Raw genomic sequence first — 25,916 nt, forward strand, 5'->3', positions numbered from 1 at the left:
GCCGGCGGTGCGCGGAAACGACGATGTTCAGCGGGTCGCTGCGAGCAGCTCCTCCAGGGCGGCCGGCACGTTGTCGGCCAGGTCCCAGATGTCGGGGAGCAGGTGCGGGCAGCACACCAAGCCGATGTCGAGGCTGCCGTTGAGCGACATCATGCTGACGTTGAGCCCGACTCCGTTGAACGGCGGCCCCAGCGGGTACATCGCGATGATCCTGCCGCCCATCAGGTATCGCTGAACAGGGGAGAGCGGCACGTTCGAGATCGACATGTTGTAGGGCGGCCGGCGCTCGCTGAGTGCGCTGCGCGCGTAGAGGCCCATGATCGTGCCGAGAACGCCGGGCGCGACGTAGTTTGCCCAGTCCTGCAGCAGGGTGGTGCGGCGCTCCGCGCCGTGCTCCTTGCCGATCGAGGCGGCCTCGGCGATCGCCTTCAACCGGTGTGCCGGGTCGGCGATCTCGGTGTGCAGCGGGGTGAACATCGCGGTCATGTTGTTGCGGCCCATGTCGTCGGCCGTCTCCAACACCGCCGCGATGGGCGCCATGGCGATCAGTGACTGCTCGGGAAGGGCGCCGCGCTCGACGAGGTACTTCCGGACCGCGCCCGAGACCACCGCCATCGCCACGTCGTTGACGGTGACCCCGAACGAGTTCTTGACGGTCTTGACATCCGCGAGGTCGAGCTTGACGTAGCCGACGTTGCGGGGGCCGTGCACCTTGCCGTTGAACGAGGCCTTCGGTGCGGTGAACGTGCGCGGCATCGCCCGTCCCGACGCGGTGCGTCGAATGGCTTGGGCGGCAACCCGAAAGTGTGCGGGCAACACCTTCGTGAGCAGGTACCAGGGTCGCAGCACAAACCTCAGCAAGCCGTCGAGCACGATGTCGCGTCGACTGATCTGGGGAAAGCCGGGGAGCGGCTGCGGATCGGGCGCATCGACCTGATCGCTGCTCAGGCGCAACCACATCGCCGGCCCGCTGGTTCCGTCGAGGACGGCATGCTGCATTTCGAAGAGCACGACGATCGCACCGCCGTCGCGCGGATCGACATCCGCGACGCCCTCCAGCACCCACATGCGCCACAGCGGCTTGTCTCGATCCATCTGTGTCGCGATGAGTTCACCTGCAAGAGCGGATATTTCGCGTCGCGTGCCCGGCGAGGGTATGCGAGCGCGCCGTAGATGGTTGTCGATGTCGAACGCGCCGTCCTCGACCCACACCGGAGTGCCGAGGTTCAACCTGCTGTCGGCCAGCTTCGCGCGGAGTTCCGGGATCGCCGTGAGCTGGCGCCCGAGGTGATCCCGGAATCGCTCGAAGCTGTACCCGTCCTTCATCGTCGTGGTGTCCACCTCGATGGCCCCCGCGACATTCATCGGCACGTCCGGTGTCTCAAGGTGCAGCAGGCTGGCATCGAAACCGCTGAGGCGCTGCGTCGTGGTCTTCATCCGCGGCGTCGCTCCATCTCCAGCAGCGCACCCCGGCGCGGCTCGGGGGTGATTCCCCGATAGCGACGACCCTCGTCCGGCGCGGTGGAGGCGCGAATGTTGATCTCACGCAACAAGACCCGCAGTGTCACGTTCTGGTGCATGTTGGCGAACACCGCGCCCACACATCGCCGGACTCCGGCACCGTAGGCCAGCCACGAAACGCTTTCCGGCGGGCTTCCGACGAACCGGTCCGGGTCGAACTTCTCGGCGTCGGGGAAGCTCCGCTCGGCAGCATGTGCGCCTGCGATGTCGACCAGAATCATCGAGTTCTCCGGAATCACCCAGTCGCCCAACGTGATCGGAGCCAGCGTGGTGCGAGCGATCATCTCGATCACCGGACGCGTCCGCTGCACCTCCCAGATCGTCGCCTGGCGCAACTCGTGGCCGTCGGCGTCGCCTTCGGCCACCAGCCGGGCCAGCACATCCGGATGCCGACGCAACCGCTCCACCGCCCAGGAGATCGAGGCCGAAGTGGTCTCGTGCCCCGCACCGAGGAGCGCGAACAGTTCGTCGGCGATGTGCGCATCCTCGATGGGAGTGCCGTCTTCGTATCGGGCCTGCAGCAACGTGCCCATTACGTCGCTGCGCTCCGTCAGGCCGGGATCGCGGCGGGCCGATGCGGTCAGCGACGCGATGATCTCCTCGTAACGTCTTTTGTCCCTCTGCAGACGGCCCCATGGGCTGCGCGGTCCGAGATCGCGGCGGACGGCGGGCGGCATGACCGCAAGGCGCGACGTCCAGAGTGACAGCCGGGGAATGATCTCTCGAAGCTCGTCGAGATCGCCACCTTCGGCGTGGAAAACGGCCCGCAGCAACGCATTCAACGTCAGTCGTCTGATCGAGGGCGCACAGGCGAATTCGCGGCCCTGCGGCCATGCGGCGATCTCCCGCAGCACCTCTTCCTCGATCATCGCCTCGTGATTGCGCATGCGGCGTCCGTTGAACGAGGGGGCGAGCAGTTTGCGCCGCCGGCGGTGCTCGTCCCCGTAGAGCCGCACCATCGAACCTGCCGGCAGCACCGTGTCCAGACCCGACGAATTGTCGACGAGCTCACTGTTGGTGGACAGCAGTTCCTTGATCAGCTTGCCGTCGCCGAGCACCAGCACCTTGCCCCAGACCGGCACGTTCGCCGAGAAGCACGGGCCGTACCGCCGGTGCGCCGCCGCCAGCGCTTTGTGCCGGCCCGCCACGAAGACGAGGCCCTGCACCAGCTTTGGCGCGCCGGGACCCGCCGGAAAACGCGCCGGATCCGTCGCGACGCCGTGACCCACGTCCACCCCCGATTGTCGGCTAGTCCGACTACCAATCGAAGTATGCTTCGGGCGATGAGTCAACCGCCGAGCGTCGTCATCACGGGCGCGTCGCGCGGCATCGGCCTGGCCTGCGCTGTCCACATGTACCAGCTGGGGTGGCGCGTGGTGGCCGCGGTCCGCTCACCGGATGCCGCACGTGCGGCGTTGCAAACAGCGACCGGCGCGCGCAGCGACGACCCCCGCATCAGCGTCGTTCACCTCGACCTCACCGACGCTCCGACCATCGTTGCCGCCGCCCGTTCCATCGAAGCGGCGGTGGGCCCGCCGGACGGCCTCGTCCACAATGCGGGCATCGCCGCCGCGGGATGTTCCGAAGAACTGCCGATGGCGGTGTGGCAGCAGATGTTCGCCACGCATGTGTTCGGGCCGGTGGCGCTGACCACTGAGTTGCTGCCGGGGATGCGCGCAACAGGGCGTGGTCGCATCGTCGTGGTCTCCAGTCAGGCCGGGGCACGGGGACTGCCGGAGACCACGCCGTACTCGGCCGCCAAGAGCGCGCTGGAGCGCTGGGCGGAGGGGCTCGCGAACGAGATCGCTCCGTTCGGCCTGGGCGTGACGGTGTTGGTGGCGGGAACGTTCGACACCGACATGGTCACCGACGCGAGCCCGGTGTATCGCGACGAGACCGGGCCCTACGCCGACCTGCACGTCCGGATCGACCGCAACGGTCGCCGTGCCGTCCGGCTGCTCAAGCGGCACCCTCGGCGATTCGCACCACGGCTGGCCCACGCCCTCACCGAGACTGCCCCGTTCGCGCGGCACGGCGTCGGCCTCGATGCCCGAACGAATCTGATCGTCAACCGGCTGCTGCCGGTGCCGCTGTTGCACCAGGTGGGCCGGCTGTCGCTCGGCCTGCCGCGGCACGGATCCCTGCGCGATGGCACCATCGCGGACTAGCTACCACTGACGATTGAGATGGGAAGTGCGAGTTGGACTTCGACCCGTACTCAGCTGAGTTCCTGGCCGACCCGTACGAGGTCTACCGGCAGCTCCGCAACGACTCGCCGGTGTACTACAACTCCGAGCTCGACTTCTACGCACTCACCCGCCACGCCGACGTAGCGCAGGCCTACCGCGATCACGGCACCTACTCGTCCGCACGCGGCTACGACCTCGCCATGGTGAAGTCCGGCGAGGTGCCGCCCAATCTGATCCTGTTCATGGATCCGCCGGATCACCGACGGATGCGTGCGCTGGTCAACCGGGCCTTCACCCCGCGAGCGATCTCGAACCTGCGTGCGGCGGTCGTCGGCATCGTGCGGAAATACCTCGATGCCGCGGAGCCCGGCCGATTCGACGTGGTCCGCGACTTCTCCGCGCCGTTTCCGGCGGAAGTCATCACCCAGATGGCCGGGGTCCCGGCGGAGTCGGCGCAGCGGGTGCGGCTGCAGGCCGAACAGACGATGAGTTCTCGCGCAGGCGACGAGGACTTCACGACAACGCTGCTGGAGGTGTTCGGCTTCTATCACAATCTCGTTCAGGAACGCCGGCTGCAGCTTGCCGACGACATGATCAGCACCCTGATCGGCGCCGAGGTGACGCGGGACAACGGCGAGGTGAGCAATCTCGACGACCTCGAGATCGCGAGCTTCGTCATGCTGCTGGGCGGCGCCGGCGCCGTCACCGTCACCAAGCTGATCGGCAGCATGGTCGCGCTGCTGGCACGGAACCCTGACCAGTGGCAGCGATTGCTCGACGACCGCTCGAAGATCGGTGCGGCGGTGGAGGAGGGGCTCCGGTTCGACGGACCCATTCTCTACAACGTCAGGTGCACGCTCAATGAGGTGACGCTGCACGGGGTGACGATTCCGCCGAACAAGCCGGTGTTGCTCTGTAACGCCGCGGCGAACCGGGATCCCGAGGCGTTCAGCGACCCGGACACCTTCGACATCGACCGCGACAGCACCCAGGCTCAGCATCTGGGCCTCGGATACGGCGTGCACAGCTGCCTGGGCGCCGCCCTCGGGCGACTGGAAACCGCCGTCGCGTTGGATCACCTTCTCGATTTCATGCCGCGCTACGACGTCATCTGGGACGACTGCGTTCGGATGAACCTGTCGAATGAGGCCGGCTGGTCTCAGCTGCCGGTCAAGGTGTTGTGACAAGGGCGAAACCTTGTCCGGAGGATCGATCCGCGCTAGCGTTTTAGCGTTTCGAAGCCTTCACAGTCACCGTTCAGACGGAGTGATCACCATCGACGATTACCACAGCACGAAGCGGTCCAAGAACGACGGCGGACCGGATGACGGCGAAGCGCCCGTCATCGTCAGCTTGGTCGAGGCGGCGATGCAGATGTTCTCCGCCGCCATCGACGCACTGCCCGACACCAGCGACCCGGAGTTCACCGGTCGCGCCAACGTGATCCTGTCCGGTCTGCGCAAGCTGCAGACCGCACTGACCAAGGCGGCGACGCGCGGTCGCGCGACACCGTCGGTCATCGTGTCGCTCAGCGGAGTTCGGACCCGTTATGACGACCTGATGGCGCTGGCCTCCGAGGCGCCGGGGGCCACCTTGGGTCAGCAGCTCTACGTCGTGCGGCGGCGGGCGAAGCTTTCTGCACAGGAGACCGCCAACGGCGCCGGGCTCACACCCGAGCTCCTCGACGCCATCGAGGCCGAGGAAACCCCGACCGACGACGAAGCCGCCCGGATCAAAGAGCTGCTCGCGGCGCTCGGGGGCTGAGGCCGGCACGGCGCTCACCCGGTGCGGGACCGACCATGAATGACCCGCCGTCGGAACCGCGCTCACCGGCAGGACGGGCCCTGACCGTCGCCCTGTTGTCGACGGCCGTGCTCATCGGCGGCGTGTACCTGGCGATCGACCGGTTGCACGCCTCGGCGAACGACGCCGTCGAGCACCCCGGCCCGCCGGCCAGCGACGCGCAAACCCAAGCCGAAGTCGTCGAGCAGGCTCGCGACGTGGTGGCGATCACCGACCTGCGCCTGCCCTCGGCGGGCTACCTGCTGATGTCGTGCAAGAACCGCGACGATCCGCCGTATCAGGGCGCGGTCTACATGAACTTCCAGTTACCGTCCGACGTCACCGCCGACCAGTACCTGCGCGCCGCATCCGCCGCGCTGGCCGCCCATGGCTGGCGGGAGGGACGGCCGTCGAATCAGCACCTCGTCGAACGGAACCTGTCGAAGGACGGCGTCAACGCGATCCTGTATTCCGATGCCGACACTCCGACCCGGGGTGTGGCGCGCATCTACGGCCGGTGTCGCGACGTCACCGATCACCGCGGCACGAAAGCCGGGTGGACCGACGTCACCGACCGCCTGCACTGAGCTGCTCCACACAAAATACTGCGCCCGACGGGATTCCGTCGGGCGCAGTATTTGTCAGATGTCTAGCTGGAGTGCGCCCCGAGGGTGCCCTGCAGATCACCCTTCATGGCGTTCAGCTGCTGGCCCCAGTACTCCCAGCTGTGTGTGCCGGAAGGCGGGAAGTTGAAGACGGCGTTGTGACCACCGGCCGCGGTGTACGCATCCTGGAACTTCTTGTTGCCGCCGATCATGAAGTTGCTCTCCAGGAACTTGGCGGGCAGGTTGTCGCCACCCAGTTCGTTCGGCGTGCCGTTGCCGCAGTACACCCAGAGCCGGGTGTTGTGGGCGACCAGCTGGCCGACATTGACGGTGGGGTCGTTGCGCTGCCACGCGGGGTCGCTGTCCGGCCCCCACATGTCTTCCTTCTTGTAACCACCGGCGTCACCCATCGCCAGACCGATCGCGCCCTGCCCGGTCGAGGGGCTCAGGTAACCGGACAGCGAACCGGCGTAGATGAACTGCCCCGGGTGGTAGATCGCCAGGTTCATCGCCGACGACCCCGCCATCGAGATGCCGACCGCGGCGCTGCCGTTGGCCTTCACGCTCTTCTGCGCGGACAGATATCCCGGCAGTTCGCTGGTCAGGAACGTCTCCCACTTGTACGTCGAACAACCGGCCTTTCCGCAGGCCGGGTTGTACCAGTCGGTGTAGAAGCTGGACTGACCACCGACCGGCATGACGACCGAGAGGCCCGAGTTGTAGTACCACTCGAAGGCCGGGGTGTTGATGTCCCAGCCGTTGTAGTCGTCCTGGGCCCGCAGTCCGTCCAGCAGGTACACCGCCGGCGAACCGCTGCCACCAGTCTGGAACTGGACTTTGATACTGCGACCCATCGATGCCGATGGAACCTGCAGGTACTCGACAGGAAGCCCGGGCCGGGAGAATGCACTGGCCGTCGGCGAATCGCCGATCAGGCCAATCAGCCCTGGTAGGGCGGCTGCTGTTGCGGCGGCGACCATAAGTCGTCGCGCCCAGCCGCGCATCTTGTCGCTTACATATGCCATATCAGGCCCCTTGTCGACGGCGTCACGCACTACGGCGAAATTTACAGTGCGGCTGTCGATATGTCGATCAGGACGCAAAGGTGTGGCGGATTCGCAGCAACGCGCGCGACCTGCGCAGAGCCCGCGCCAGCGGCGAAAATCGGTCCGTTCTGGCAACACTCGACGGAACTGGGCCCTGGTTCAGCCCCCGGTCCCCGGGTCGCAAAAGCCCGTGTTGACCGCGTAGGGTGACCCGAGGTTAGACCGACGAGACCACGCAGTCCCGGTCCTTCCGCCGCCCGCGAGCCAGCGTTTTGATTCTCATGGTCGCCGGCTGCGGCGCTCGGGCTTCGGGCCGCGATTGAGGTGCAGATTTGGATACGGTAGTTGGACTGTCGCTGACATCGACGTCAGTCGGATGGGTCTTGGTGGACGGCCACGAGGCCGATGGCGCCATCCTCGACCACGACGACTTCGACGTTCACCCCACCGCCGGCTTACAAGCGGTGTACACCTCCGAGCAGGCCAGCGCCGCGGTGTTGGACGCGCAGTCCGCGGCCGCCGGGTTGGACCAACACCTGCACGTCGTTGGCGTGACCTGGAGCGATGAATCCGCCGCCGAGGCGGCATTGCTGGTGGAGTCGCTGACCGACGCCGGATTCGACAACATCGTTCCCGTCCGCTTGCACGATGCGTGCGACATGCTGGCCCGTGCCATCGCCCCGGTCGTCGGCTACGACCAGGCTGCGGTGTGCGTCCTGGATGGCGACTCGACGATCGTGGTGATGGTCGACGCCGAAGACGGCGAGCCGCAGACGGCGATCAAGCAGTTGAGCGGCGGGCCCGGGCATCTGATCCACTGGCTGAACGCGCTGTTCGACCGAAGCTCCTGGCAGCCGGGTGGCGTCGTGATCGTCGGCGCCGGCGACGAGGTCGGCGCGCTGTCGGCGCAACTGCAGTCGTTGCCCGTTCCGGTGATCACCCAGGTGGGCGCCGAGTTGGCATTGGCGCGGGGAGCCGCGCTCGTGTCGGCGCAGAGCACCGAGTTCACCGACACCGAAATGCTCGAGACCGTCAACAGTTGGCGGCAGGACCACGAGGCGGCCCGGCGTCGTTCCTATGCCGGGGCAGTGACGATGTTGGCCGCCGGCGCAGTCACGTTCGTGGCATCGCTGTCGCTGGCGCTGGGCCCGCACCTGGTGCCCCGCCACGCATCAGACCCGGCCCGCCCGGTGGCGCACGCCGCTCACGCACCGATCGCCGAGGCTCCCGCTCCGCCCCCGGCCGCACTTCCCAAACCCACCGCCCGCCCGGCGCCGCAGCCGGTACCCGTGCAGGAGCCGGTCGTCGAGCAACCGGTTGTAGCGCAGGCGCCGGTCCAGGTCCCGGCTCCGGTTGCGCCTGCGCCCGTGCCGCCGCCGGTGGCACCGCCGCCGCCCGAGCAGCCCAACCCGCACCCCCTGCTCACCAAGCTGCTGCAACGCCTACATGGACAGGACCCAGACCAGCAGCCGCCTCCGCCGCCCGGAGCACCGGCTCCCTAACTCGGGAATTCCGCGGCGATGTCGGCCGCGGCGGTCAACACGCCGAGATGCTGGTCGACCGAGGCCAGCCCGGCGTTCATGGTGTTGATCGCGACATGCGAAGCGCCCGCGCCGGCCCACGCCCGCAGGCCCTCGGCGAGATCCTCGGTGCGGCCGTTCCACAAAACCTGACCCTGCATACCGATCAGCGCAGGGTCCCGGCCCACCTCGGTCGCCGCCTGTGCCACCAGCTGCCGGGCCTGCTCGAGCTTGGGTCCGGGACCCACCATCGGAAACCAGCCGTCGCCGAGTCGGCCGGCCCGCCGGAACGCCCGCGGTGAGGAGGCCCCGAACCACACCGGAATCGGCCGCTGGATCGGTAATGGCGCGATACCGGCGCCGGTCACCTGGTGATAGCGGCCGTCGACGGTGACGCTCGGCTCGGTCCACAGCTTGCGCAACAGCTCGACCTGCTCGTCGCAGCGCCTGCCGCGCGTCGAAAAGTCTTCTCCCAGAGCCTCGTACTCGACCGCGTTCCAGCCGAGGCCGACACCGAGGCGCAGTCGTCCGCCGCTGAGCAGGTCGACTTCGGCGGCCTGCTTGGCAACCAGCACGGTCTGACGCTGCGGCAGGATCACGACTCCGGTGACCAATTCAAGGGTGCTGGTCACCGCCGCGAGGTAACCGAACGTCACCAGCGGCTCGTGAAAGGTGTCGTGCATGTCGTACGGCCCGGTCCAGCCCGGGTGCACCGACGTATCGGCACCCACCACGTGGTCGTAGGCGAGCAGGTGGGCGAACCCGAGCCCCTCGACCTGCTCGGCGTACGCCCTGACCGCGCCCGCGTCGGCGCCGATCTCGGTCTGCGGGAACACCACTCCGATCCGCATCGAGATCCCCTTCCGTCACGCCCGCTTGGCACGTTTCGCGGTGAGGGCCACCACGACGTCATCGGCGACCTTGAGCGAACCCAGCAGTTGCGAGTACGGCTTGATCCCGAAATCCGACTGCCGCACCGAAGTCTCGCTGGACAGCCACCAGTTGACTCCCTGGTCGTCGGTGTGCACGTCGACGACCTGCTCGCGGGACGTGCCATGGATGGTCAGCGTTCCGGTCAACCGGTAGCCGTCTCCGGTCTTGTCAATAGTGTTGGCCTCGAACGTGATTCGAGGATGAAGTTTCGCGTCCATCGATCGCAGCGCGTTCTTGCGCACCAGGATCTTCTCCGGCCCGGACAGTGGGGTGACACCGCCCTTGCCGCGGACGACCGCCAGCGAAGCGGTCTCGACGGTCAATTCCGCGCCCACCAGCTCGTCGGCCGCCCACCGCGCCGTCGCGCGCCAGTGCCGCATCGTCAGCGTCAGCCGATGTCCTATCGCGGCGGCCGGGCCCGCGACGCCGGTGCGGATCAGCAGGTCGCCGTCGGAGCCGTCGAGGCTCCATTCGACGTTGGGGACGCCTTCGGTCACACCGTCAGCACCGTGCGGTAGTGCGCGCGACCCTCTTCCAGCGCCGCGTACCCCTCGGCGGCCTGCGACAGCGGAAGCTCCTCGATCCAGGCCCGCACCCCGGTCTGCACCGCGAAATGCATGGTGTCCTCGATCTCGCTGGCAGTGCCCGACGGGTGACCGACGATGCTGAGCCCCGGCGTGATCAGCTGCAGCGGGCTGATCGGCAACGGCTCGGGCGTGACACCGATGGTGATGAGCTCGCCGAAGGGAAGTAGGCCGCCGACGGTGGCGGCCATCGCCTTCGAGGCTCCGGCGGTGCCCAGCACCACCGCCACGCCACCGAGGTCGTTGAGCGCCTCGGCAACATCACCGTCGGTCGCGTCGACGTAGTGGTGCGCGCCGAGTTCGAGCGCATCCTTCTGCTTCGCGGTGCCGCGGTTGATCGCGATGGTCTCGAAACCCATTGCGCGGGCGAATTGAATCCCCAGGTGGCCGAGACCGCCGACACCGAGGATCGCCACCCGGTCGCCCGGCAGCGCCTTGGTGTGCCGCAGCGCGTTGTAGGTCGTCACACCGGCGCAGCCCATCGGCGCGGCCTCGGCGTCGGAGAGCTCCGCGGGGATGCGGGCCAGCGCGGTGGCGGGAACCGTCGCCGACTCCGCGTATCCGCCGGGGTAGTGCCAGCTCGGCACCTTGCCGTTCAGGCAGGTGATGAACTGGCCCTTACGACACTGGGCGCAGTGGTTGCAGTTGCCGCCGAACCAGCCGACAGCGACACGGTCACCGACGGCGAATTCCTGGACATCAGGCCCGATATCGGCGATGGTGCCGGCGATCTCGTGTCCCAGGGTGAGCGGCCAGGACAAGCCCGGAAAATCACCGGAGACGAAGTGGGCGTCGGTCCCGCAGATTCCGCAGGCTTTGACGCTGATGCGCACTTCGCCGCGGCCCGGCGGTGTTGTCTCGACCTCCGCGAGCTCCAACGCTGCGCCCGCGGATTTGACGTGAACTGCTTTGTGTGACGGCATATCCGTAGCCTAGTGCGCGACAGGGTGTTTGGCCGCGGCATCGCTGTGGTAGTCGACCTGCCAGTGTTTGATCCCGTTCAGCCAGCCCGAGCGCAGCCGCTCCGGTGTGCCGACCGACTCCAGATCGGGCATCGCGTCGGCGATCGCGTTGAACATCAGGTCGATCGTCATGCGCGCCAGGTTGGCCCCGATGCAGTAGTGCGCACCGGTCCCGCCGAAGCCGACATGCGGGTTGGGGTCGCGCAGGATGTTGAAGGTGAACGGGTCGTCGAACACCTCTTCGTCGAAATTGGCTGAGCGGTAGACCATTACGACCCGCTGGCCCTTCTTGATCTGCACTCCGGATAGTTCGTAGTCCTGCAGCGCGGTCCGCTGGAACGACGTGACCGGGGTGGCCCAGCGCACGATCTCGTCGGCGGCGGTCGCGGGACGCTCCTTCTTGTAGAGCTCCCACTGGTCGGGGAAGTCGGTGAAGGCCATCATGCCCTGGGTGATCGAGTTGCGGGTGGTCTCGTTACCGGCGACAGACAGCAGGATGACGAAGAAGCCGAATTCGTCGTCGGAGAGTTTGTGGCCGTCGACGTCGGCCTCGATCAATTTGGTGACGATGTCCTCGCCGGGATTCTCGGCACGGTCGGCGGCCATCTGCATCGCATACATGATCAAGTCGACCGACGCGGTGATCGCGTCATTGCTCTCGAATTCCGGATCCTGGTCGCCCACCATCTGATTGGACCAGTGGAACAACTTCATCCGATCTTCCTGCGGCACTCCCAGCAATCCGGCGATGGCCTGCAGGGGCAGCTCGCACGACACCTGTTCGACGAAATCGCCGGACCCGTGCGCGGCCGCGTTCCGCACGATCTGGTGGGCCCGCTCGCGCAGGTCGTCGCGGAGTTGTTCGACCGCCCGGGGCGTGAAGCCGCGGGAGATGATCTTGCGCAGATGGGTGTGCTGCGGTGCGTCCATGTTGAGCAGGACGAACTTGCCCCGCTCGATCTGCTCGCCGACCGTGCCGTCCTTGTAGCGCGGCAACGCGGTCTTCTGCAGGCTGGAGAACACATCGCTGCGCCGCGAGATCTCCTTGACGTCCTTGTGTTTGGAGACCACCCAGTAACCGCCGTCGTCGAATCCGCCCGCGCCCACCGGCTGCTCGTTCCACCAGATCGGGGCGGTCCGTCTCAGCTCGGCCAGCTCCTCGACCGGGAGGCGTTCGGCATGGACGTCGGGATCGGTGAAATCGAATCCGTGCGGAAGATTCGGAGTCGGCATCGGTGGCACTCCTAGGGTGAGAACGGCTTGCGATACGAGGCGTTCTGGCTCAGTAAAGCACCGTGACCGCCGAGACGGAACGGCTCTCGGCCGATTGCCGAGGGATGGATTGGAACGTGTTCTCGTAACCGTCTGCGATGACTTTCGACTCGGTTCGCGGTCTGAGTTACTGCCGGGTAAAGACCAGGAAAGGCCGCACGCATGCGCATAGTCATCAGCGACTTCATCAGCCTCGACGGAGTGGTGCAGGCACCCGGCGGTCAGGGGGAGGACGACGACGGCGACTTTCGGCACGGCGGGTGGTCGATGCCGTACTTCGACCCGGACACCATGGGTCCCGCGGTCGGCGAGCTGATGGACGCGACCGAGGCGCTGTTGTTCGGCCGACGGACCTGGCAGGCGATGGCGGCGGCATGGCCGGAGCGGGCGGGTGACCCGTTCGCCGACCGGATGAACGAGATCCCGAAGTACGTCGCGTCCCGGACGTTGAGCGACGACGACCTGAGCTGGCCCCACTCGACACTGCTTCCGGCCGACGACACGATCGGCGCCATCCGCGACCTCCGGGCGCGCGACGGCGGAGTGATGCAGGTGATGGGCAGCCCGTCGCTGGCCGCGCAATTGGTGGCGGACGACCTCGTCGACGAGTACCGGCTGATGATCGAACCGATCCTGCTGGGTGGCGGCAAACGACTTTTCCCGGACGACGGCGCCGCCCGTGCGCTCGAGCTGGTCTCCACGACGACCACCGCCACCGGCGTCCTGATCTGCACCTACCGGCCCTCTCGCCGCTGAGCGGACCGTCGCGCGAAACGGCCTTGTGGCACCCGGGGTACTGACTATGCTTGCGTCCAGTCGCGGGCCCGCGGAATGGCCCGGTGACGCAACACCGAAGGTGGGTCATGATTCGCGAACTGTTCGTCGCCGCTGCGATCACCGGCGCCACCGTCGGCTCGGTCCCGGTTGCCCTGGCCGACAACGGGCACTTCGACGGCGATGTGCCGGGGATGAATTACGACGCGACGCTCGGCGCGCCCTGCGACAACTACGAGCGGTTCATCTTCGGGCGCGGCCCCGGCGGCCAGGCCGAGGCGTGCCACTTCATCATCAACCAGTTCCCGGCAGCGCAGACGGGATACTGGGTGATCACCTACCCGCTCTACGGAGTGCAACAGGTCGGCGCCAAGTGCGACAACCCGCGCGGGTCCTCGGCTCAGAGCCCCGATGGGCAGCCGATGCTCTGCACCGAGCACGGGTGGCAGATCGGTCAGCTGACCGGCGGTGGGGCCCCCAACGGGCAGGGCGGCGGGTTCCCGTCCGACACGAGCATCACGCACTTCCCCTAAACACTCAGGAGACAGCCATGGCCATCAGGCCGAAAGATGCGATCGACGCCGCCCGCGACATCGTCACCAACGCGGTCGAGCGGTCCGCGGACATCGTCGAAAACGCCGGCCACATCATCAAAGGCGACATCGCCGGCGGTGCCGGCGACATCGTGCACAACTCGATCGACATCGCCACCTACGCGGTCGAGCGCGCCAAGGAAGTCATCACCGGCGCCGTCGACGACGAGTAATCAGACCGACGCGGCCTCGTTCAGTTCGTCGAGCTTGTTGGTCGCTTCGAGGTACTCCTGCACCCAGCGTTCGATGACGGTCGACGTCTTCTCGACCTTGGAGAACTGCCCGACCACCTGACCGACCGGGTTGAACGCCACGTCCACGGACTCGTTGGGGTAGCGGTTGGTCGCCCGTACCGCCATCCCGGAAACCATGTACTGCAACGGCATTCCGAGCGGCTTCGGGTTGTCCGGCGCCTCCCACGCTTCGGTCCAGTCGTTGCGCAACATCCGGGCCGGCTTGCCGGTGAACGAGCGGCTGCGCACGGTGTCCCGGCTGCCGGCCTTGACGTAAGCCTGTTGCTGCACAGGGGTATTCGACGATTCCTCCACCATCAACCACTGCGAGCCGGTCCACGCACCCTGGCAACCGAGCGCCAGCGCCGCGGCGATCTGCTGGCCGCTGCCGATGCCACCCGCGCCCAGCACCGGGACCGGCGCGACCTCCTTGACCACCTGCGGCCACAACACAATCGAGCCCACCTCGCCGCAGTGACCACCGGCCTCACCGCCCTGGGCGATGATGATGTCGACGCCGGCGTCGGCATGCTTGCGGGCCTGCGACGGAGAGCCACACAACGCGGCGACCTTGAGTCCCGCTTCGTGAATGTGCTTGATCATCTCCGGCGGCGGGGTGCCCAGCGCATTGGCGATCATCTTCACCTTGGGGTGTGTCAGCGCCACCTCGACCTGCGGGGTGGCCGTCGCCTCGGTCCAGCCCAGCAACTGCAGGCTGTCGCCATCGCTGTCCTCGATCGGCACACCGTGGTCGGCGAGAATCTTCTTGCCGAAGTCCAGGTGATCCTGCGGCACCATCTTGCGCAGCGATTCGGCCAGATCCTCGGCGGACAGGTGGGAGTCCATGCCCTCGTACTTGTTCGGGATAACGATGTCGACACCGTAAGGGTGATCGCCGATGTTCTCGTCGATCCACTTGAGCTCGATCTCCAGTTGCTCAGGGGTGAATCCGACCGCGCCCAGCACGCCGAAACCGCCGGCCTTACTCACCGCGACGACGACATCGCGGCAGTGCGTGAACGCGAAGATCGGAAACTCGATGCCGAGTTCGTCGCAGAGGGAAGTGTGCATGCGCGAGATCCTTACCTGGTTGCTTACAGCGGCGTAGGCGAACTGGAACGTGTTCTAGTTTAGTACGGAACCGGCTCTCTGGACCACCCGGGTGAAAGTGAGCATTTACCGGGACCTGATTGCCCGAAGGTGGAACAGGTTCTAACCGCCGAATCGGCTGCTGTAGCGTGACGCGGCATGGGACGCGTGGACGGAAAAGTTGCACTGATCAGCGGTGGCGCTCGGGGGATGGGCGCCGCCCACGCCCGGGCCCTGGTGGCCGAAGGCGCCAAGGTCGTCGTCGGCGACATTCTCGACGATGACGGCAAAAAACTCGCCGACGAGATCGGCGAGGCCGCACGCTACGTCCACCTCGACGTCACCCAGCCCGACGAGTGGGAAGCTGCGGTGGCCACCGCGGTCAATGATTTCGGCAAGCTCAACGTCCTGGTCAACAACGCCGGCATCGTCGCGCTGGGCCAGTTGGGCCAGTTCAATGTGGACAAGTGGAACAAGGTGATCGACGTCAACCTCAACGGCACCTTCCACGGCATCCAAGCCGTCGTCGAGCCGATGAAGGCCGCGGGCGGGGGCTCGATCATCAACGTCTCGTCGATCGAAGGACTCCGCGGCGCCGTCATGGTGCATCCCTATGTCGCGTCCAAGTGGGCCGTCCGGGGACTGACCAAATCCGCCGCCCTGGAGTTGGCATCGCAGAACATCCGGGTCAACTCGATCCACCCCGGGTTCATCCGCACCCCGATGACCAAGCACTTCCCGGACGACATGGTCACCGTGCCGCTCGGCCGCCCCGGTGTCTCCGAAGAAGTCGCCAGCTTCGTCCTGTTCCTGGCCAGCGACGAGTCGTCGTACTCCACCGGCGCCGAGTTCGTCATGGACGGCGGCCTGGTCAACGACGTCCCGCATAAGTTCTGACCGCCGACTAGCGGCACTTCGCGATCACGGTGTCGGCGAACCGCTCGATGGCGGCGCGGCAGCCGTCCCGGTTGCCCGGCTCGACGCCGTCGCCGATCCAGGGAGCACACATCACCGCGGTGATGCCGAGATCTTCGGCGCGCCGGAAGAGGTCGACGGACGGCACCTCGAGCAGCGCCAGCATGATCTCGAAAGGCTCACTGCCGCGGCCGTATTCGCGCCGCAGCGCCGCCAGCTTCTGCACGTAGCGGACCGCGTCGTCCCACCCGTAGGCGGTGCCGACCCAGCCGTCGCACAACCGCGCGGCGCGGCGCAGCGCCGACTCCGATTCGCCGCCGCACAGAATCGGTACCGGCGACGGTGGATGGGGCTCGAGCATCAGCTCGGGCACCTGGTAGTAGTCACCGCTCCACGACACCCAGCCACCCCGCCACAGTTGCCGCAGCGCCGGGATCATCTCATCGAGCCGCTTGCCGCGATTGCCGAAATCTTGCCCCAGCAGGTCGAATTCCTCGCGCATCCAGCCGGCGCCGACGGCCAGCGACACTCGGCCCCCGGAGATCACCGATGCGGTGGCCACCTGTTTCGCCACTTCGACGAGCGGTCTGGACGGCGCGACATAGATGGCGTTGGAGAAGCGCAATTGCCTGGTGGTCGACGCCATCGCACCGATCATGATCCACGAATCGGGCCACGCCGTTTCGGGCTGCCACGGCGGCACCCCGGCCGGTGACGGGTAGGGCGAGGCCAGGTTGCGTGGGTAGATCAGGTGATCGGCACAAATCACCCCGTCGTAGCCGGACTCGTCGAGCATTCGGGCGATCGCCAACGCGTCGACGGTGTCCATGAACGGTGTGCCGGACCAGAATTGCATCAGGCACCTCTCGATGCCGAACGGGTCGCGCTGACGTACTCCGAATGCATGATCGCGTCGAGTTCCATGTCGACGCGAGACGGCGTGCGGCCGTATTCGCGTTGCAGTTCCGGGTTGGTCCGCACCGGATCGACCGCCCAGCCTCGAGCGGTAAGCGATTGCGCGGGACTGGTTTTCGTGGTGTCGTCGTAGGTCAACGTGGAGAAGTTGACGTCGCCGGAAACGTTGAGCCCGGGATAGCTCTCCTCCAGCGCCGTGAGCCGTTCCTGGTCGAGGCGGGAGCCCAGTGCGCCGATCGCCACCCGACTGCCCGGCGCCGAGAGTTCGGTGATGCGGCGCAGCAGGGTGTCCTGCGCATCGCCGGTCAGGTAGGGCAAGATGCCCTCCACCGACCAGGCGCTCGGCTGGGTAGCGTCGAAACCCTGTTGCCGCAACGGTATCGACCAGTCACCACGCAGGTCCGCGGCGACGTCCCGCCGCTCGGCAGCGGGCCTTACCGCGTGTTCCTTCATCACCCGAGCCTTGAACTCGAGGACCCTCGGCTGATCGATCTCGAATACGGTTGTGCCGTCCGGCCACTCGAGTCGATAAGCCCGCGAGTCGAGGCCGGCCGCCACGATCACCGCCTGCCGGATGCCTTGGTGCGCGGCGGCGTCGAAGAACTCGTCGAAGAACCGCGTCTGGACTCCGTACAGCCGGGGAAAGGTCGCGGCGCCCTCGGAAGGGCCCGGGTCGGCGAGAGCGTTGTTGAGAAACGAGTCGCCCGACGCCACGATGAAATGCCTCGCGTAGTCGTCGCGCACCAGCGGCCGGTCGCCGGCCGCGTGCAACGCCCGCCACCCGGCCACCAGTAATGCGGTGTAACCCACGCCGGTGACGATGTCCCAGGTGTCGTCGTCGGTGCGGTCGCCTGCCCACTTGTCAGTCATCGAATCTCCTTGTCACAGTTCGAGAAGAACGGTCACCGGCCCGTCGTTGACCAGTTCGACCCGCATGTCGGCACCGAAGAGCCCGGTTTCGACGTGGGCGCCCAGACCCCGAAGCGTCCGCGCGAACTCCTCGACCAGCGGCTCGGCCAGCGCTGCCGGCGCGGCGGCGTTCCACGACGGTCGCCGGCCCTTGGCGGTGTCGGCGTAGAGGGTGAACTGACTGACCACCAGGATCGGCGCGTCGATGTCGGAGGCGGACCGCTCGTCGTCGAGCATTCGGAGTTGCCAGAGCTTTTCAGCCAGCCGGCGAGCTTTGGCCGCGTCGTCGTCATGCGTCACCCCGACGAGTGCCAGCAGGCCCTGGGTGGCGGGCCGGATCGCGCCGACCACCCGGCCGTCCACCGACACGCTTGCCGATGCGACCCGCTGCACCAGAACCCGCATGGCCCGATGCTGCCATGGGACCCGCACCGCGGGGCCGTGGGTACGCTCGCCTGATGTCTGTGCTGGTCGCGTTCTCGGTCACGCCGCTCGGAGTCGGTGAGGGTGTCGGCGAAATTGTCGCCGAAGCCGTCCGGGTGGTCCGGGCCTCCGGGCTGGCGAACAAGACCGACTCGATGTTCACCGTGATCGAGGGCGACAGCTGGGGTGAGGTGATGGCCGTCGTCGAGCGCGCGGTCGAGGCGGTGAAAGCCCGGGCCGAACGGGTGAGCGTCGTGATCAAGGCGGACTGGCGATCCGGCGTCAGCGATGCGATGACGAGCAAGGCCGCGACGGTCGAGCGGCACCTGGCCACGGAACCGGACGGTCGCGCCTAAGGTCGTAGCAGTGAGCGCACGCGCAGGCATTGTCGTCACCGGAACCGAGGTCTTGACCGGGCGGGTGGCCGACCTCAACGGTCCGTGGCTTGCCGACCAGCTGCTCGAGCTGGGCGTCGAGCTCGCCCACATCACCATCTGCGGCGACCGCGCCTCCGACATCGAGGCTCAGCTGCGCTTCCTGGCCGACGAGGGTGTCGACCTGATCGTCACCAGTGGCGGGCTCGGACCCACCGCCGACGACATGACGGTCGCCACGGTCGCGCGGTTCTGCGGGCGCGAACTGGCGCTGGACGTCGAGCTGGAAAACACCATCGCCGAGATTTTGAAGAAGCTGATGTCCCGCCTGGGTTCCGGCGATTTCGAGTCGATCCGCGCCGCCAATCGCAAGCAGGCGATGGTCCCCGTCGGCGCCGTGGTGATGAAACCGGTCGGCACCGCGCCCGGCGTCGTCATTCCCGGCACACCAACCATCGTCGTCCTGCCGGGTCCGCCGCGCGAACTGCAGCCGATGTGGAAGACCGCCGTCCAGGTCCCCGAAGTGCAGCAGGCGATCGCCGGCCGCACGGTCTACCGCCAAGACACCGTCAGAATGTTCGGACTGCCGGAGTCCGGACTGGCCGAGACCCTGCGGCAGGCCGCACACGATGTGCCCGAGTTCGCCGCGTTGGAGATCACCACCTGTCTGCGCCGCGGCGAAATCGAAATGGTGACCCGTTACGAGCCCGGCGCCGCCGACGCCTACCGGCAACTGATCGAGCTGCTTCGCGGGCGTCACGGCGCGCAGATTTTCTCGGAGGACGGCGCGCGGGTCGACGACCAGATCGCCCAACTGCTGACCGGACGCCGGATTGCGACGGCCGAGTCCTGCACGGGAGGCCTGCTGGCGGCTCGACTCACCGAACAGCCGGGCTCCTCGGTCTATGTGGCCGGGGGACTGGTGGCCTACGCCAACGAAGTGAAAGCCGAGTTACTCGGGGTGGATCCAGCACTGATCGAGGCGCATGGCGCGGTGTCCGAACCGGTGGCCGAGGCCATGGCCACGGGAGCGCTGCACCGCTTCGAGGCCGACACCGCGGTGGCGATCACCGGGATCGCCGGGCCGGGTGGCGGAACCGAGGACAAGCCGGTCGGCACCGTCTGCTTCACTGTCGCGCTGGCGGGCGGCGCCCCCACGACCCGAACACTGCGGCTGCCGGGGAACCGCAACGACATCCGGGAACGATCCACGACGGTCGCCATGCATCTGCTGAGAGAAGCGCTGAGTAAGGCCGCCGGACACCGTTAACATGGCCGAGTGTCCTACCTGCTTCGGCCATTTGCGCTGGCGTGGAGGTATTGGCCGCAGATAGCGGCGTGCTATCTGGTCGGGATGCTGGTCCGTAAGGGTGCGGTCGAGTGGGCCGCCTATGTCGGCCACGACCACGCGTTCTGGGCCGCGATGATCATGCCGTTCGCCGGGCTGGCCACGCTGGGGTCGTACGTGGCGATGTTCCTGGTGGTCCGCCGGGGAGTGCCGGTGCTGGCCGATCTGCCGAGCCCCTCGCTTCGCGGCGCTGAGCTGTTCTCGTCGATCGTCGCGCCGTTCTTCGCGATCTACCTGGCGTGGCAGCTGTTCAAGGAGGACTGGCTGGCGTACATGGCGCGCTCGCTCGACTACCAGATAGAAGAGGCGTTCAGCGGCGTGGCAACCCACGCCTTGCAAGTGCCCAAGACCACCTTCTTCGTCATCGGCGGTGCACTGATCGTCCGCTACCCGCTGCGCTACTTTGCCGGCCGGCTACCGCGCTGGCTGACCGCGGTACGCCTTTACATCGACTCGCTCTGGGTCTTCCTGGTGCTGAGCTATTCGCTCTCGGCCGGATTCACCTTCTTGGTCAACCCGGCCGGCTGGCTGGCCAAACGTCGAATCGTCGTGTGGTTCACCAGCACCCGCGCCGAGCTGTTCAGCCACGTGAAGCCGCTGCAGGTCGGCTGGCACGGCCTCACCTGGGCGGTGAAGACGGCGTTCGGCGGCGCCGGGGTGCCGCTGATGTGGCTGGCCGTCATCGGCATCGTCTACGGGGTCTCGACGCAAGCCGACTGGCGCGCCGCGGCACGCCGAACGGTGGGCGAGCGGAGCACGGCATTCCTCGAGAGGATGTTGCCGGCGCGACGGTTCGAGCGACGTTGGTCGGGCATGCCGACGTCGTTGCGCGGCAAAGTGTCTGATTACGCGAAGTCGAAGACCGGGCGGTATCAGCCGATTGTCGACTCGGCCAAGCTGATCCTGCACGGCGGTCCGATCGCGCTGGCGTGCTACGTGCTCGCGTATGTGGTGCTGGCCTGGCTCGACGTGGTGGGCAGCTTTTACGGCCCCTCTAACAATCACGGCTACCTGGTCCGCGGCATGGAATGGGTGATCGGCCCGCACGATTGGGGGTTTTGGACGGCGTTCATGCCGACCCTCGACCTGATATCCCAACTCATTGTGGTGCCTCTGCGAATAGCGTTGATTGCCACGGCTTTCGGCTACTGCTGGACACATGCCACCCGGGCGCAGCTGGCCGAGCAGAACGCGCGCCTAGAGGGTGATGCGCAGCAGGATGGCCGAGTTCGCGTCGGTGATGTCGACGGCGGTGGGGGTGGCGTCGCTGGGCAGCAGGAAGTTGAACTGCACCGGGCCGGGCTGGCTACAGAATGGAGTGGCACCTCGGCTGACGGGGTAGGAGACCCCGGAGTTCGTCTGGTCTCTCCACCGCCGCCGCCCGTCGGTGAGGAAACCGACGCACAGTCGGGGGCCGGGGCTACCCGTCCGCTCGATCGTGACGACGGTTAGCACCGCGCCTTTCGGTATCGACGGCCTGTAGAGGCTTTTCGGCAGGGTGCCGGTGCGGTGGACCGCACCGAGATGCCAGGACTGCCCGGACAGTTCCGCGCTGCCGCCGCGTCCGATGACGCGCTCCGGCTCGACGGTTCGCCGATACGACGACCACTCCGGGTACAGCTCGACCACGCACAGCACGACCAGCGCGGCGACGACGACCGCGAGACCGATCAGGTTCCGGACCCAGAGTCGGCTCATTCGGCCGTACCGATCACGGAGGGCTTCACGGTGACGAAGTCAGCACGGGCCGGGGGTTGGCTGTCGAGATCGACCACGATGCGACTGGTCAGCCGTTCCTCAGCGTCGGGCCACACCCGCAGTTGAAACGGCTTGGCAACCGACGGCTGGATCAGCTCGGGCGCCACCTCGAACACCCAGTAGCCGTGCTGCGGTAGGCCCGGGTCGATCCGGACAGCGAAGCCAGCCGCGGGGCGCAGGGACACCGAATAGGTGTTGGTGCCCAGCACCAGATCGGCCGAGACCAGGGTCGACGACCTGTCCGCCGAGACTGTCGCCTCGACCACCAACCACAGTCCCGCCGCCGACATAGTGGTCGTCGAATGCGGTCCGAGCGGGAATTTGGCCTTCGGGGCAATCCGCACATCGGTGGCGGTGACGGCCAGTGCGCGCCCCCGCACCTGGCTACCCAGCTTGCCGTGTACGTCGAACGGCGCGTAGATCTGGGTCGGAACCGGCAGGTGGTGCCACAACATCGCGGCAGCGGCGACCAGTACCGCCGTCAGCGGCAACACCGCCCGCCGCGCGATCCTGTCGCGAACGCTGCTCATCGCTTCACCACCGGCAAGGTGATCTGCGCGTAGCTGGTCTCGCTGGACAACCAGTCCTTGCCGTACGTGACGATCATCTCCCTTAATTCTTTCTTCCAAACCCGCAGTGTCACAGAGGAACCGGGCTTGACCTCACCGTTCGGCAGCTTCCAGACGAACAACAGATCGTCGGATATCTTGGGGCCCAGAGACGAGACGATCGACGCGTCGGCGATCCGGAATGCCCCGACGTACTCCTTGTGCGGCTCCCGCAGGTCGAACTCTTCGTCGCGCGCGCCCATGCTCAGTCCGCCACGGATCGGTCCGTCGTTGCGGACGGTGCTCGCCACCGCGAGGTAGTTGTATCCGGGCTTGGCCGCTGCGACCACGTGTTTGCCCGCGCGAATCTCGTCGAACAGCAGCGCCTTCTTGACCGTGAGGGTGAACTCGCCGTCGCTGTAGGACTGGCCGACGTTGAACACGATCGGTTTGGCTTCCACGTCATCCAGGCCGCCGAACAGTGCGGCCACCGCGATGACCGCACCCGCGACCAGGTGCCACAACTGCGGAAGTTTCAGCGCGGCCAGTTCGCCGCGAATGAAGCCTGTGAGCCCGCCGGACATACCGCTGAGCCTATCGGCCGTCCACCACCGCGGTCGCGCTACTTTCGCCACTGCCGAACCGGATTCCGGTGGCGTCTTTGCCGATCGCCGTCAACACAGCGACGGCGATCAGCACGGGTCCGATGGTCGCGGCCAACGCGAAGGGGTAGCCGTGCGTCTCGGCCAGCCGCTCCTGAATCGGCAGGTTGAACGCCGCCAGCAGGTTGCCCAGCTGGTAAGTGACACCGGGATAGAAGCCGCGAATCGCATCCGGCGACATCTCGGTCAGGTGCGCGGGTATGACACCCCAGGCGCCCTGCACGGCGAACTGCATCAAAAACGAGCCCAGGCACAGCATCGCGGCCGAATGCGAGTAGGCGAACAGCGGCACGATCGGCAACCCCAGCACCGCGCAGAACACCACGGTGTGGCGCCGCCCGTAGCGCTGCGACAGTGAACCGAAGATCAGCCCGCCGATGATCGCACCGATGTTGTAGGTCACCACAATCCACTTCGCGGTCGCATGCGACAGTCCCGCGCCCGCGTCGTGAGTGGCGGACAGAAACGTCGGATAGACGTCCTGGGTGCCGTGACTCATCCAGTTGAACGCCGCCATCAACAGCACCAAATACACGAACCGCCGGACCACGGCGGCGTTCCGGAGCACATCGCGAATCCGGGTGCGCGTCAACTTCATTCGGTCCTGCTCAGCTTCCCAGACTTCCGATTCCTGCACCCGGTAGCGGATGATCAGGCTGATGAACGCCGGGATGATGCTCAGCCCGAACAGCCAGCGCCAGGACAGCCCGAGCTGATCGACCACGAGCAGCGACGCCACCGTTGCCAGCAGGTACCCGAACGCGTAGCCCTCTTGCAGTAGGCCGGAGAAAAATCCCCGGCGCTCCACCGGCACCTTTTCCATCGCAAGTGCGGCGCCCAAGCCCCATTCGCCACCCATCCCGATGCCGTAGAGCAGTCGCAGGACGACCAACACGGTGAAGTTCGGGGCGAATGCGCACAAGAAACCGACCACCGAATAGAAAATGACGTCGACCATCAGCGGAAGGCGCCGACCGACCCGGTCGGCCCAGAGCCCGAACAGCAAGGCACCCACCGGGCGCATCAGCAGCGTCGCGGTGGTCAGGAACGCGACTTCGGCTTTGGTGTGGTGGAACGTCTTTGCGATGTCGGCGTAGACCAGAACCACCAGGAAGTAGTCGAAGGCGTCCATCGTCCAGCCCAGCAGTGCGGCGATGAATGAGTTGCGCTGGTCTTTGGTGAGCGGCTGGTTGGCAGGCACTCGCACCGTTTACCACATGGCGTGCGACAGCGTGACTCGCACGCGGGAATTCACTTCTTTTCGATGCTGTCCCACAACTCGATCATCGAGCGCAGGATTTCCTCGGCGAAACCGAGTCCGGCGAGATGACTTTCACCCGGCAGCGTGTACAACTCGGCGTCAGGCAGCCCGCTGACGACGTGCTGTCCATGGGCGAACGGCACGATGTGGTCGCGGTCGCCGTGCCACCAGCGGACCGGGATCTTCACTTGGTCGAGCCGGAAGCCCCAGTCCTTGGCGAACACAACGATGTCGGCGAACGGTGCCGCCAGCTGTTTGCGCGACCCGTTGAGCAGATCGTCGAGGAACATCGCCTTGAACTCCGGCCGCACCAGCAGCCGGCGATCACCCACCGGCGATACCCCGGCGTAGAGGTACAGCGCGGGCTCGGCGACAGGCTTCAGCAGCCGGATGAAACCGGCCGCAGCCAGCCGGATCGGAAGCCCGGCAACGGACAACAACGGCGCGACGTAGGAGCCCAGCGCCATCAACCCGCCGCCGATGGCTTCGGGACCGACAGTCGGGGCCACCCCACCCAGCACACCGACGGCGATCACCCGCTCGGGCATCGCCGCGGCGCACGCCAGCGTGTAGGGACCGCCCCCGGACAAGCCGATCACCGTCATCTTGTCGATGCCGAGAGTGTCGGCGGCGGTCCGCAGATCGTCGGCGAAGGCGAGAACGTTCTCGTATTGATGGGGGGTGGACGATCCGATGCCCGGCCGGTCGATGCCGATCAGCCGGATGTGGTTGTCCTCGGCATAGGAGCGGGCCTCGGCCGGAATCTGTCGGCGGGCGCCGGGAGTGCCGTGCAGCCAGAAGATCGGCCGCCCCTGCGGATCGCCGAATTCGGCAAACCCCAGCTGCCGATCGTCGCCGACCGCGATGTTGCCCTCCAGCTTGGGGCGAGCAATCGAATATGCCATTACGGCAGTGTTACACGGGCCCGCCGCACTGATTCGGGTTACCCGCGTTCTGGCACTCACCGAGGTAGACCTGCCGGACAACTGGGAGCGAACTACTGTTGTCGAGTCAACGCTGTTACCCATAACCTCTTCCGAGCAGCCGTCGGAGCGGAAGCGGTGGCAGCCTGTCGCGGACTGAGCGACCACCGTCGAAGAGTTGAGGGGTTATGGGCGAATTCGATCAGCACGAAGGCGAAGCGCAGACCATCGTGAATCTCGCCGACGCGGCGATGCACATGTACCGGGCGGCGATCGACTCGCTGCCTTTTCCGGAAGACAAGAAGTTCCACAAGCGCGCTGAAATCGTGCTCTCCGGCATGCGGAAGCTGCGGGCCGCTCTGACCGAGGCGGCCAGCCACAGCAGGCCCACCCCGACCGTGATGATGGCGCTCAGCGACGTCCGTCGCCGCTACGACGACCTGATGGAGCGCGCGGCCGATGCCCCCGGATCGACTCTGGGACAACAGCTTTACAACGCCCGCGTGCACGCCAAGCTGTCCTCGCACGAGGCGGCCAACGGCTTCGGGCTTCGGCGTGAACTGCCCGACGAGCTCGAAGCGGGCGGCACGCCCACCGCTGCGGAGACGCCGCTGGTGGAGCAGCTGATTGCGGCGATCCGGGTGGTGGCCGGGCTGGACGACGGCGAGTTCGAGGCCGAGCCGCCGGCTGCCGAGGAGCATGCCAAAGAAGGCACCGAGTGGGATGAAGCGCTGGCCCTCAACGGCGCCGGCGAGGAGGCGCACGCCGCTCACTAGC

General features: G+C 66.8%; 28 protein-coding genes. 13 read left to right on the top strand and 15 right to left on the bottom strand.

The genetic code is table 11. From position 1 onward, the window contains the following. Nucleotides 1-27: 27 nt before the first annotated feature. The gene (locus ACZYW1_RS19205) at nt 28-1,437 is read right to left on the bottom strand and encodes a WS/DGAT/MGAT family O-acyltransferase (RefSeq protein WP_463788070.1); all 1,410 of its coding nucleotides are present in this window, start codon (nt 1,435-1,437) and stop codon (nt 28-30) included. Then, nucleotides 1,434-2,750, bottom strand: coding sequence for a cytochrome P450 (locus ACZYW1_RS19210; RefSeq protein WP_463788071.1), 1,317 nt, complete (start codon nt 2,748-2,750; stop codon nt 1,434-1,436). Before ACZYW1_RS19210 ends, ACZYW1_RS19205 begins: the two co-directional genes overlap by 4 nt. A 54-nt stretch (nt 2,751-2,804) precedes the next feature. Between ACZYW1_RS19210 and ACZYW1_RS19215 the strand changes: the two genes are divergently transcribed. The 4 genes from ACZYW1_RS19215 to ACZYW1_RS19230 all read left to right on the top strand — a co-directional run bounded on the left by ACZYW1_RS19215 (nt 2,805) and on the right by ACZYW1_RS19230 (nt 6,079). After that, nucleotides 2,805-3,689 (top strand): SDR family NAD(P)-dependent oxidoreductase, encoded by an 885-nt coding sequence (locus tag ACZYW1_RS19215; RefSeq protein ID WP_463788072.1) that lies wholly within the window; start codon nt 2,805-2,807, stop codon nt 3,687-3,689. Between the two features lie 32 nt (nt 3,690-3,721). Beyond that, nucleotides 3,722-4,894, top strand: coding sequence for a cytochrome P450 (locus tag ACZYW1_RS19220; RefSeq protein WP_463788073.1), 1,173 nt, complete (start codon nt 3,722-3,724; stop codon nt 4,892-4,894). A gap of 184 nt (nt 4,895-5,078) precedes the next feature. Continuing rightward, nucleotides 5,079-5,474, top strand: coding sequence for a hypothetical protein (locus ACZYW1_RS19225; RefSeq protein WP_463788794.1), 396 nt, complete (start codon nt 5,079-5,081; stop codon nt 5,472-5,474). Between the two features lie 35 nt (nt 5,475-5,509). Beyond that, on the top strand, nt 5,510-6,079 hold the full coding sequence (locus tag ACZYW1_RS19230; protein ID WP_463788074.1) for a hypothetical protein: 570 nt from the start codon (nt 5,510-5,512) through the stop codon (nt 6,077-6,079). A gap of 62 nt (nt 6,080-6,141) precedes the next feature. On the opposite strand, the gene ACZYW1_RS19235 is transcribed toward ACZYW1_RS19230, so the two are convergent. Beyond that, a complete protein-coding gene (locus tag ACZYW1_RS19235; RefSeq protein ID WP_463788075.1) occupies nt 6,142-7,122 on the bottom strand; it encodes an esterase family protein in 981 nt (326 codons plus the stop codon). A 353-nt stretch (nt 7,123-7,475) separates the two neighbouring features. Here ACZYW1_RS19235 and ACZYW1_RS19240 point away from each other — a divergent pair, with 353 nt between their 5' ends. Further along, nucleotides 7,476-8,645 carry a DUF7159 family protein gene (locus tag ACZYW1_RS19240; RefSeq protein WP_463788076.1) on the top strand — a complete coding sequence of 390 codons (1,170 nt, stop codon included), beginning with the start codon at nt 7,476-7,478 and terminating at the stop codon, nt 8,643-8,645. On the opposite strand, the gene ACZYW1_RS19245 is transcribed toward ACZYW1_RS19240, so the two are convergent. The 4 genes from ACZYW1_RS19245 to ACZYW1_RS19260 are packed head-to-tail and all read right to left on the bottom strand — an operon-like array spanning nt 8,642 to nt 12,375. After that, nucleotides 8,642-9,514 carry an LLM class F420-dependent oxidoreductase gene (locus ACZYW1_RS19245; protein WP_463788077.1) on the bottom strand — a complete coding sequence of 291 codons (873 nt, stop codon included), beginning with the start codon at nt 9,512-9,514 and terminating at the stop codon, nt 8,642-8,644. The genes ACZYW1_RS19240 and ACZYW1_RS19245 overlap by 4 nt on opposite strands. A 15-nt stretch (nt 9,515-9,529) precedes the next feature. Next, complete coding sequence (locus ACZYW1_RS19250) at nt 9,530-10,093, bottom strand: YceI family protein (RefSeq protein WP_463788078.1); 564 nt, start codon at nt 10,091-10,093, stop codon at nt 9,530-9,532. Next, nucleotides 10,090-11,103, bottom strand: coding sequence for an alcohol dehydrogenase catalytic domain-containing protein (locus ACZYW1_RS19255; protein WP_463788079.1), 1,014 nt, complete (start codon nt 11,101-11,103; stop codon nt 10,090-10,092). Before ACZYW1_RS19255 ends, ACZYW1_RS19250 begins: the two co-directional genes overlap by 4 nt. Before the next feature lie 9 nt (nt 11,104-11,112). After that, nucleotides 11,113-12,375 (bottom strand): cytochrome P450, encoded by a 1,263-nt coding sequence (locus ACZYW1_RS19260; RefSeq protein ID WP_463788081.1) that lies wholly within the window; start codon nt 12,373-12,375, stop codon nt 11,113-11,115. Nucleotides 12,376-12,576: 201 nt separating this feature from the next. Between ACZYW1_RS19260 and ACZYW1_RS19265 the strand changes: the two genes are divergently transcribed. The 3 genes from ACZYW1_RS19265 to ACZYW1_RS19275 all read left to right on the top strand — a co-directional run bounded on the left by ACZYW1_RS19265 (nt 12,577) and on the right by ACZYW1_RS19275 (nt 13,954). Next, nucleotides 12,577-13,170 (top strand): dihydrofolate reductase family protein, encoded by a 594-nt coding sequence (locus ACZYW1_RS19265; protein ID WP_463788082.1) that lies wholly within the window; start codon nt 12,577-12,579, stop codon nt 13,168-13,170. 107 nt (nt 13,171-13,277) lie between these two features. After that, a complete protein-coding gene (locus tag ACZYW1_RS19270) occupies nt 13,278-13,721 on the top strand; it encodes a hypothetical protein (RefSeq protein WP_463788083.1) in 444 nt (147 codons plus the stop codon). A gap of 17 nt (nt 13,722-13,738) precedes the next feature. Then, on the top strand, nt 13,739-13,954 hold the full coding sequence (locus ACZYW1_RS19275; RefSeq protein WP_463788084.1) for an Rv1893 family protein: 216 nt from the start codon (nt 13,739-13,741) through the stop codon (nt 13,952-13,954). On the opposite strand, the gene ACZYW1_RS19280 is transcribed toward ACZYW1_RS19275, so the two are convergent. Next, the gene (locus ACZYW1_RS19280) at nt 13,955-15,085 is read right to left on the bottom strand and encodes a nitronate monooxygenase (protein ID WP_463788085.1); all 1,131 of its coding nucleotides are present in this window, start codon (nt 15,083-15,085) and stop codon (nt 13,955-13,957) included. A gap of 177 nt (nt 15,086-15,262) precedes the next feature. On the opposite strand from ACZYW1_RS19280, the gene ACZYW1_RS19285 reads away from it, so the two are divergent. Continuing rightward, nucleotides 15,263-16,000, top strand: coding sequence for a glucose 1-dehydrogenase (locus ACZYW1_RS19285; protein ID WP_292989287.1), 738 nt, complete (start codon nt 15,263-15,265; stop codon nt 15,998-16,000). Between the two features lie 7 nt (nt 16,001-16,007). Here the strand turns inward: ACZYW1_RS19285 and ACZYW1_RS19290 are convergent, their stop codons facing one another. The 3 genes from ACZYW1_RS19290 to dtd are packed head-to-tail and all read right to left on the bottom strand — an operon-like array spanning nt 16,008 to nt 18,247. Continuing rightward, the gene (locus ACZYW1_RS19290; RefSeq protein WP_463788086.1) at nt 16,008-16,874 is read right to left on the bottom strand and encodes a TIGR03619 family F420-dependent LLM class oxidoreductase; all 867 of its coding nucleotides are present in this window, start codon (nt 16,872-16,874) and stop codon (nt 16,008-16,010) included. Beyond that, on the bottom strand, nt 16,874-17,803 hold the full coding sequence (locus ACZYW1_RS19295; protein ID WP_463788087.1) for an SAM-dependent methyltransferase: 930 nt from the start codon (nt 17,801-17,803) through the stop codon (nt 16,874-16,876). Before ACZYW1_RS19295 ends, ACZYW1_RS19290 begins: the two co-directional genes overlap by 1 nt. A gap of 12 nt (nt 17,804-17,815) precedes the next feature. Beyond that, on the bottom strand, nt 17,816-18,247 hold the full coding sequence (gene dtd, locus ACZYW1_RS19300) for a D-aminoacyl-tRNA deacylase (protein WP_463788088.1): 432 nt from the start codon (nt 18,245-18,247) through the stop codon (nt 17,816-17,818). 53 nt (nt 18,248-18,300) lie between these two features. Here dtd and ACZYW1_RS19305 point away from each other — a divergent pair, with 53 nt between their 5' ends. The 3 genes from ACZYW1_RS19305 to ACZYW1_RS19315 are packed head-to-tail and all read left to right on the top strand — an operon-like array spanning nt 18,301 to nt 21,439. Continuing rightward, entirely contained in the window at nt 18,301-18,621 is a 321-nt protein-coding gene (locus ACZYW1_RS19305) for a thiamine-binding protein (protein WP_463788089.1), read from the top strand. 10 nt (nt 18,622-18,631) lie between these two features. After that, nucleotides 18,632-19,909 (top strand): competence/damage-inducible protein A, encoded by a 1,278-nt coding sequence (locus ACZYW1_RS19310; protein WP_463788090.1) that lies wholly within the window; start codon nt 18,632-18,634, stop codon nt 19,907-19,909. 9 nt (nt 19,910-19,918) lie between these two features. Continuing rightward, entirely contained in the window at nt 19,919-21,439 is a 1,521-nt protein-coding gene (locus tag ACZYW1_RS19315) for a hypothetical protein (RefSeq protein WP_463788091.1), read from the top strand. 242 nt (nt 21,440-21,681) lie between these two features. Here ACZYW1_RS19315 and ACZYW1_RS19320 read toward each other — a convergent pair whose 3' ends face one another. From ACZYW1_RS19320 to ACZYW1_RS19335, 4 genes are read right to left on the bottom strand one after another with little or no spacing between them, the layout of a single operon-like run. Further along, nucleotides 21,682-22,275 carry a hypothetical protein gene (locus ACZYW1_RS19320; protein WP_463788092.1) on the bottom strand — a complete coding sequence of 198 codons (594 nt, stop codon included), beginning with the start codon at nt 22,273-22,275 and terminating at the stop codon, nt 21,682-21,684. Further along, nucleotides 22,272-22,877, bottom strand: a complete 606-nt coding sequence (locus ACZYW1_RS19325; RefSeq protein ID WP_463788093.1) for a DUF4352 domain-containing protein — start codon at nt 22,875-22,877, stop codon at nt 22,272-22,274. Before ACZYW1_RS19325 ends, ACZYW1_RS19320 begins: the two co-directional genes overlap by 4 nt. 10 nt (nt 22,878-22,887) lie before the next feature. Then, nucleotides 22,888-24,156 carry an MFS transporter gene (locus ACZYW1_RS19330; protein ID WP_463788094.1) on the bottom strand — a complete coding sequence of 423 codons (1,269 nt, stop codon included), beginning with the start codon at nt 24,154-24,156 and terminating at the stop codon, nt 22,888-22,890. Nucleotides 24,157-24,206: 50 nt separating this feature from the next. Further along, a complete protein-coding gene (locus tag ACZYW1_RS19335) occupies nt 24,207-25,121 on the bottom strand; it encodes an alpha/beta fold hydrolase (protein ID WP_463788095.1) in 915 nt (304 codons plus the stop codon). A 206-nt stretch (nt 25,122-25,327) separates the two neighbouring features. Between ACZYW1_RS19335 and ACZYW1_RS19340 the strand changes: the two genes are divergently transcribed. Further along, nucleotides 25,328-25,915, top strand: a complete 588-nt coding sequence (locus tag ACZYW1_RS19340; RefSeq protein WP_463788096.1) for an XRE family transcriptional regulator — start codon at nt 25,328-25,330, stop codon at nt 25,913-25,915. The last annotated feature ends 1 nt before the right edge of the window (nt 25,916 follow it).

It is taken from the genome of Mycobacterium sp. IDUB_36 (genome assembly GCF_055419225.1).

Coding starts and splice junctions, on each gene's coding strand:
- ACZYW1_RS19205 (WP_463788070.1), bottom strand. CDS start 1,437: ATGAAGACCACGACGCAGCGCCTCAGCGGTTTCGATGCCAGCCTGCTG.
- ACZYW1_RS19255 (WP_463788079.1), bottom strand. CDS start 11,103: ATGCCGTCACACAAAGCAGTTCACGTCAAATCCGCGGGCGCAGCGTTG.
- ACZYW1_RS19325 (WP_463788093.1), bottom strand. CDS start 22,877: ATGTCCGGCGGGCTCACAGGCTTCATTCGCGGCGAACTGGCCGCGCTG.
- ACZYW1_RS19340 (WP_463788096.1), top strand. CDS start 25,328: ATGGGCGAATTCGATCAGCACGAAGGCGAAGCGCAGACCATCGTGAAT.
- ACZYW1_RS19295 (WP_463788087.1), bottom strand. CDS start 17,803: ATGACTGACAAGTGGGCAGGCGACCGCACCGACGACGACACCTGGGAC.
- ACZYW1_RS19245 (WP_463788077.1), bottom strand. CDS start 9,514: ATGCGGATCGGAGTGGTGTTCCCGCAGACCGAGATCGGCGCCGACGCG.
- ACZYW1_RS19260 (WP_463788081.1), bottom strand. CDS start 12,375: ATGCCGACTCCGAATCTTCCGCACGGATTCGATTTCACCGATCCCGAC.
- ACZYW1_RS19215 (WP_463788072.1), top strand. CDS start 2,805: ATGAGTCAACCGCCGAGCGTCGTCATCACGGGCGCGTCGCGCGGCATC.
- ACZYW1_RS19290 (WP_463788086.1), bottom strand. CDS start 16,874: ATGCAATTCTGGTCCGGCACACCGTTCATGGACACCGTCGACGCGTTG.
- ACZYW1_RS19225 (WP_463788794.1), top strand. CDS start 5,079: ATGCAGATGTTCTCCGCCGCCATCGACGCACTGCCCGACACCAGCGAC.
- dtd (WP_463788088.1), bottom strand. CDS start 18,247: ATGCGGGTTCTGGTGCAGCGGGTCGCATCGGCAAGCGTGTCGGTGGAC.
- ACZYW1_RS19305 (WP_463788089.1), top strand. CDS start 18,301: ATGTCTGTGCTGGTCGCGTTCTCGGTCACGCCGCTCGGAGTCGGTGAG.
- ACZYW1_RS19320 (WP_463788092.1), bottom strand. CDS start 22,275: ATGAGCAGCGTTCGCGACAGGATCGCGCGGCGGGCGGTGTTGCCGCTG.
- ACZYW1_RS19335 (WP_463788095.1), bottom strand. CDS start 25,121: ATGGCATATTCGATTGCTCGCCCCAAGCTGGAGGGCAACATCGCGGTC.
- ACZYW1_RS19265 (WP_463788082.1), top strand. CDS start 12,577: ATGCGCATAGTCATCAGCGACTTCATCAGCCTCGACGGAGTGGTGCAG.
- ACZYW1_RS19275 (WP_463788084.1), top strand. CDS start 13,739: ATGGCCATCAGGCCGAAAGATGCGATCGACGCCGCCCGCGACATCGTC.
- ACZYW1_RS19280 (WP_463788085.1), bottom strand. CDS start 15,085: ATGCACACTTCCCTCTGCGACGAACTCGGCATCGAGTTTCCGATCTTC.
- ACZYW1_RS19270 (WP_463788083.1), top strand. CDS start 13,278: ATGATTCGCGAACTGTTCGTCGCCGCTGCGATCACCGGCGCCACCGTC.
- ACZYW1_RS19285 (WP_292989287.1), top strand. CDS start 15,263: ATGGGACGCGTGGACGGAAAAGTTGCACTGATCAGCGGTGGCGCTCGG.
- ACZYW1_RS19230 (WP_463788074.1), top strand. CDS start 5,510: ATGAATGACCCGCCGTCGGAACCGCGCTCACCGGCAGGACGGGCCCTG.
- ACZYW1_RS19235 (WP_463788075.1), bottom strand. CDS start 7,122: ATGGCATATGTAAGCGACAAGATGCGCGGCTGGGCGCGACGACTTATG.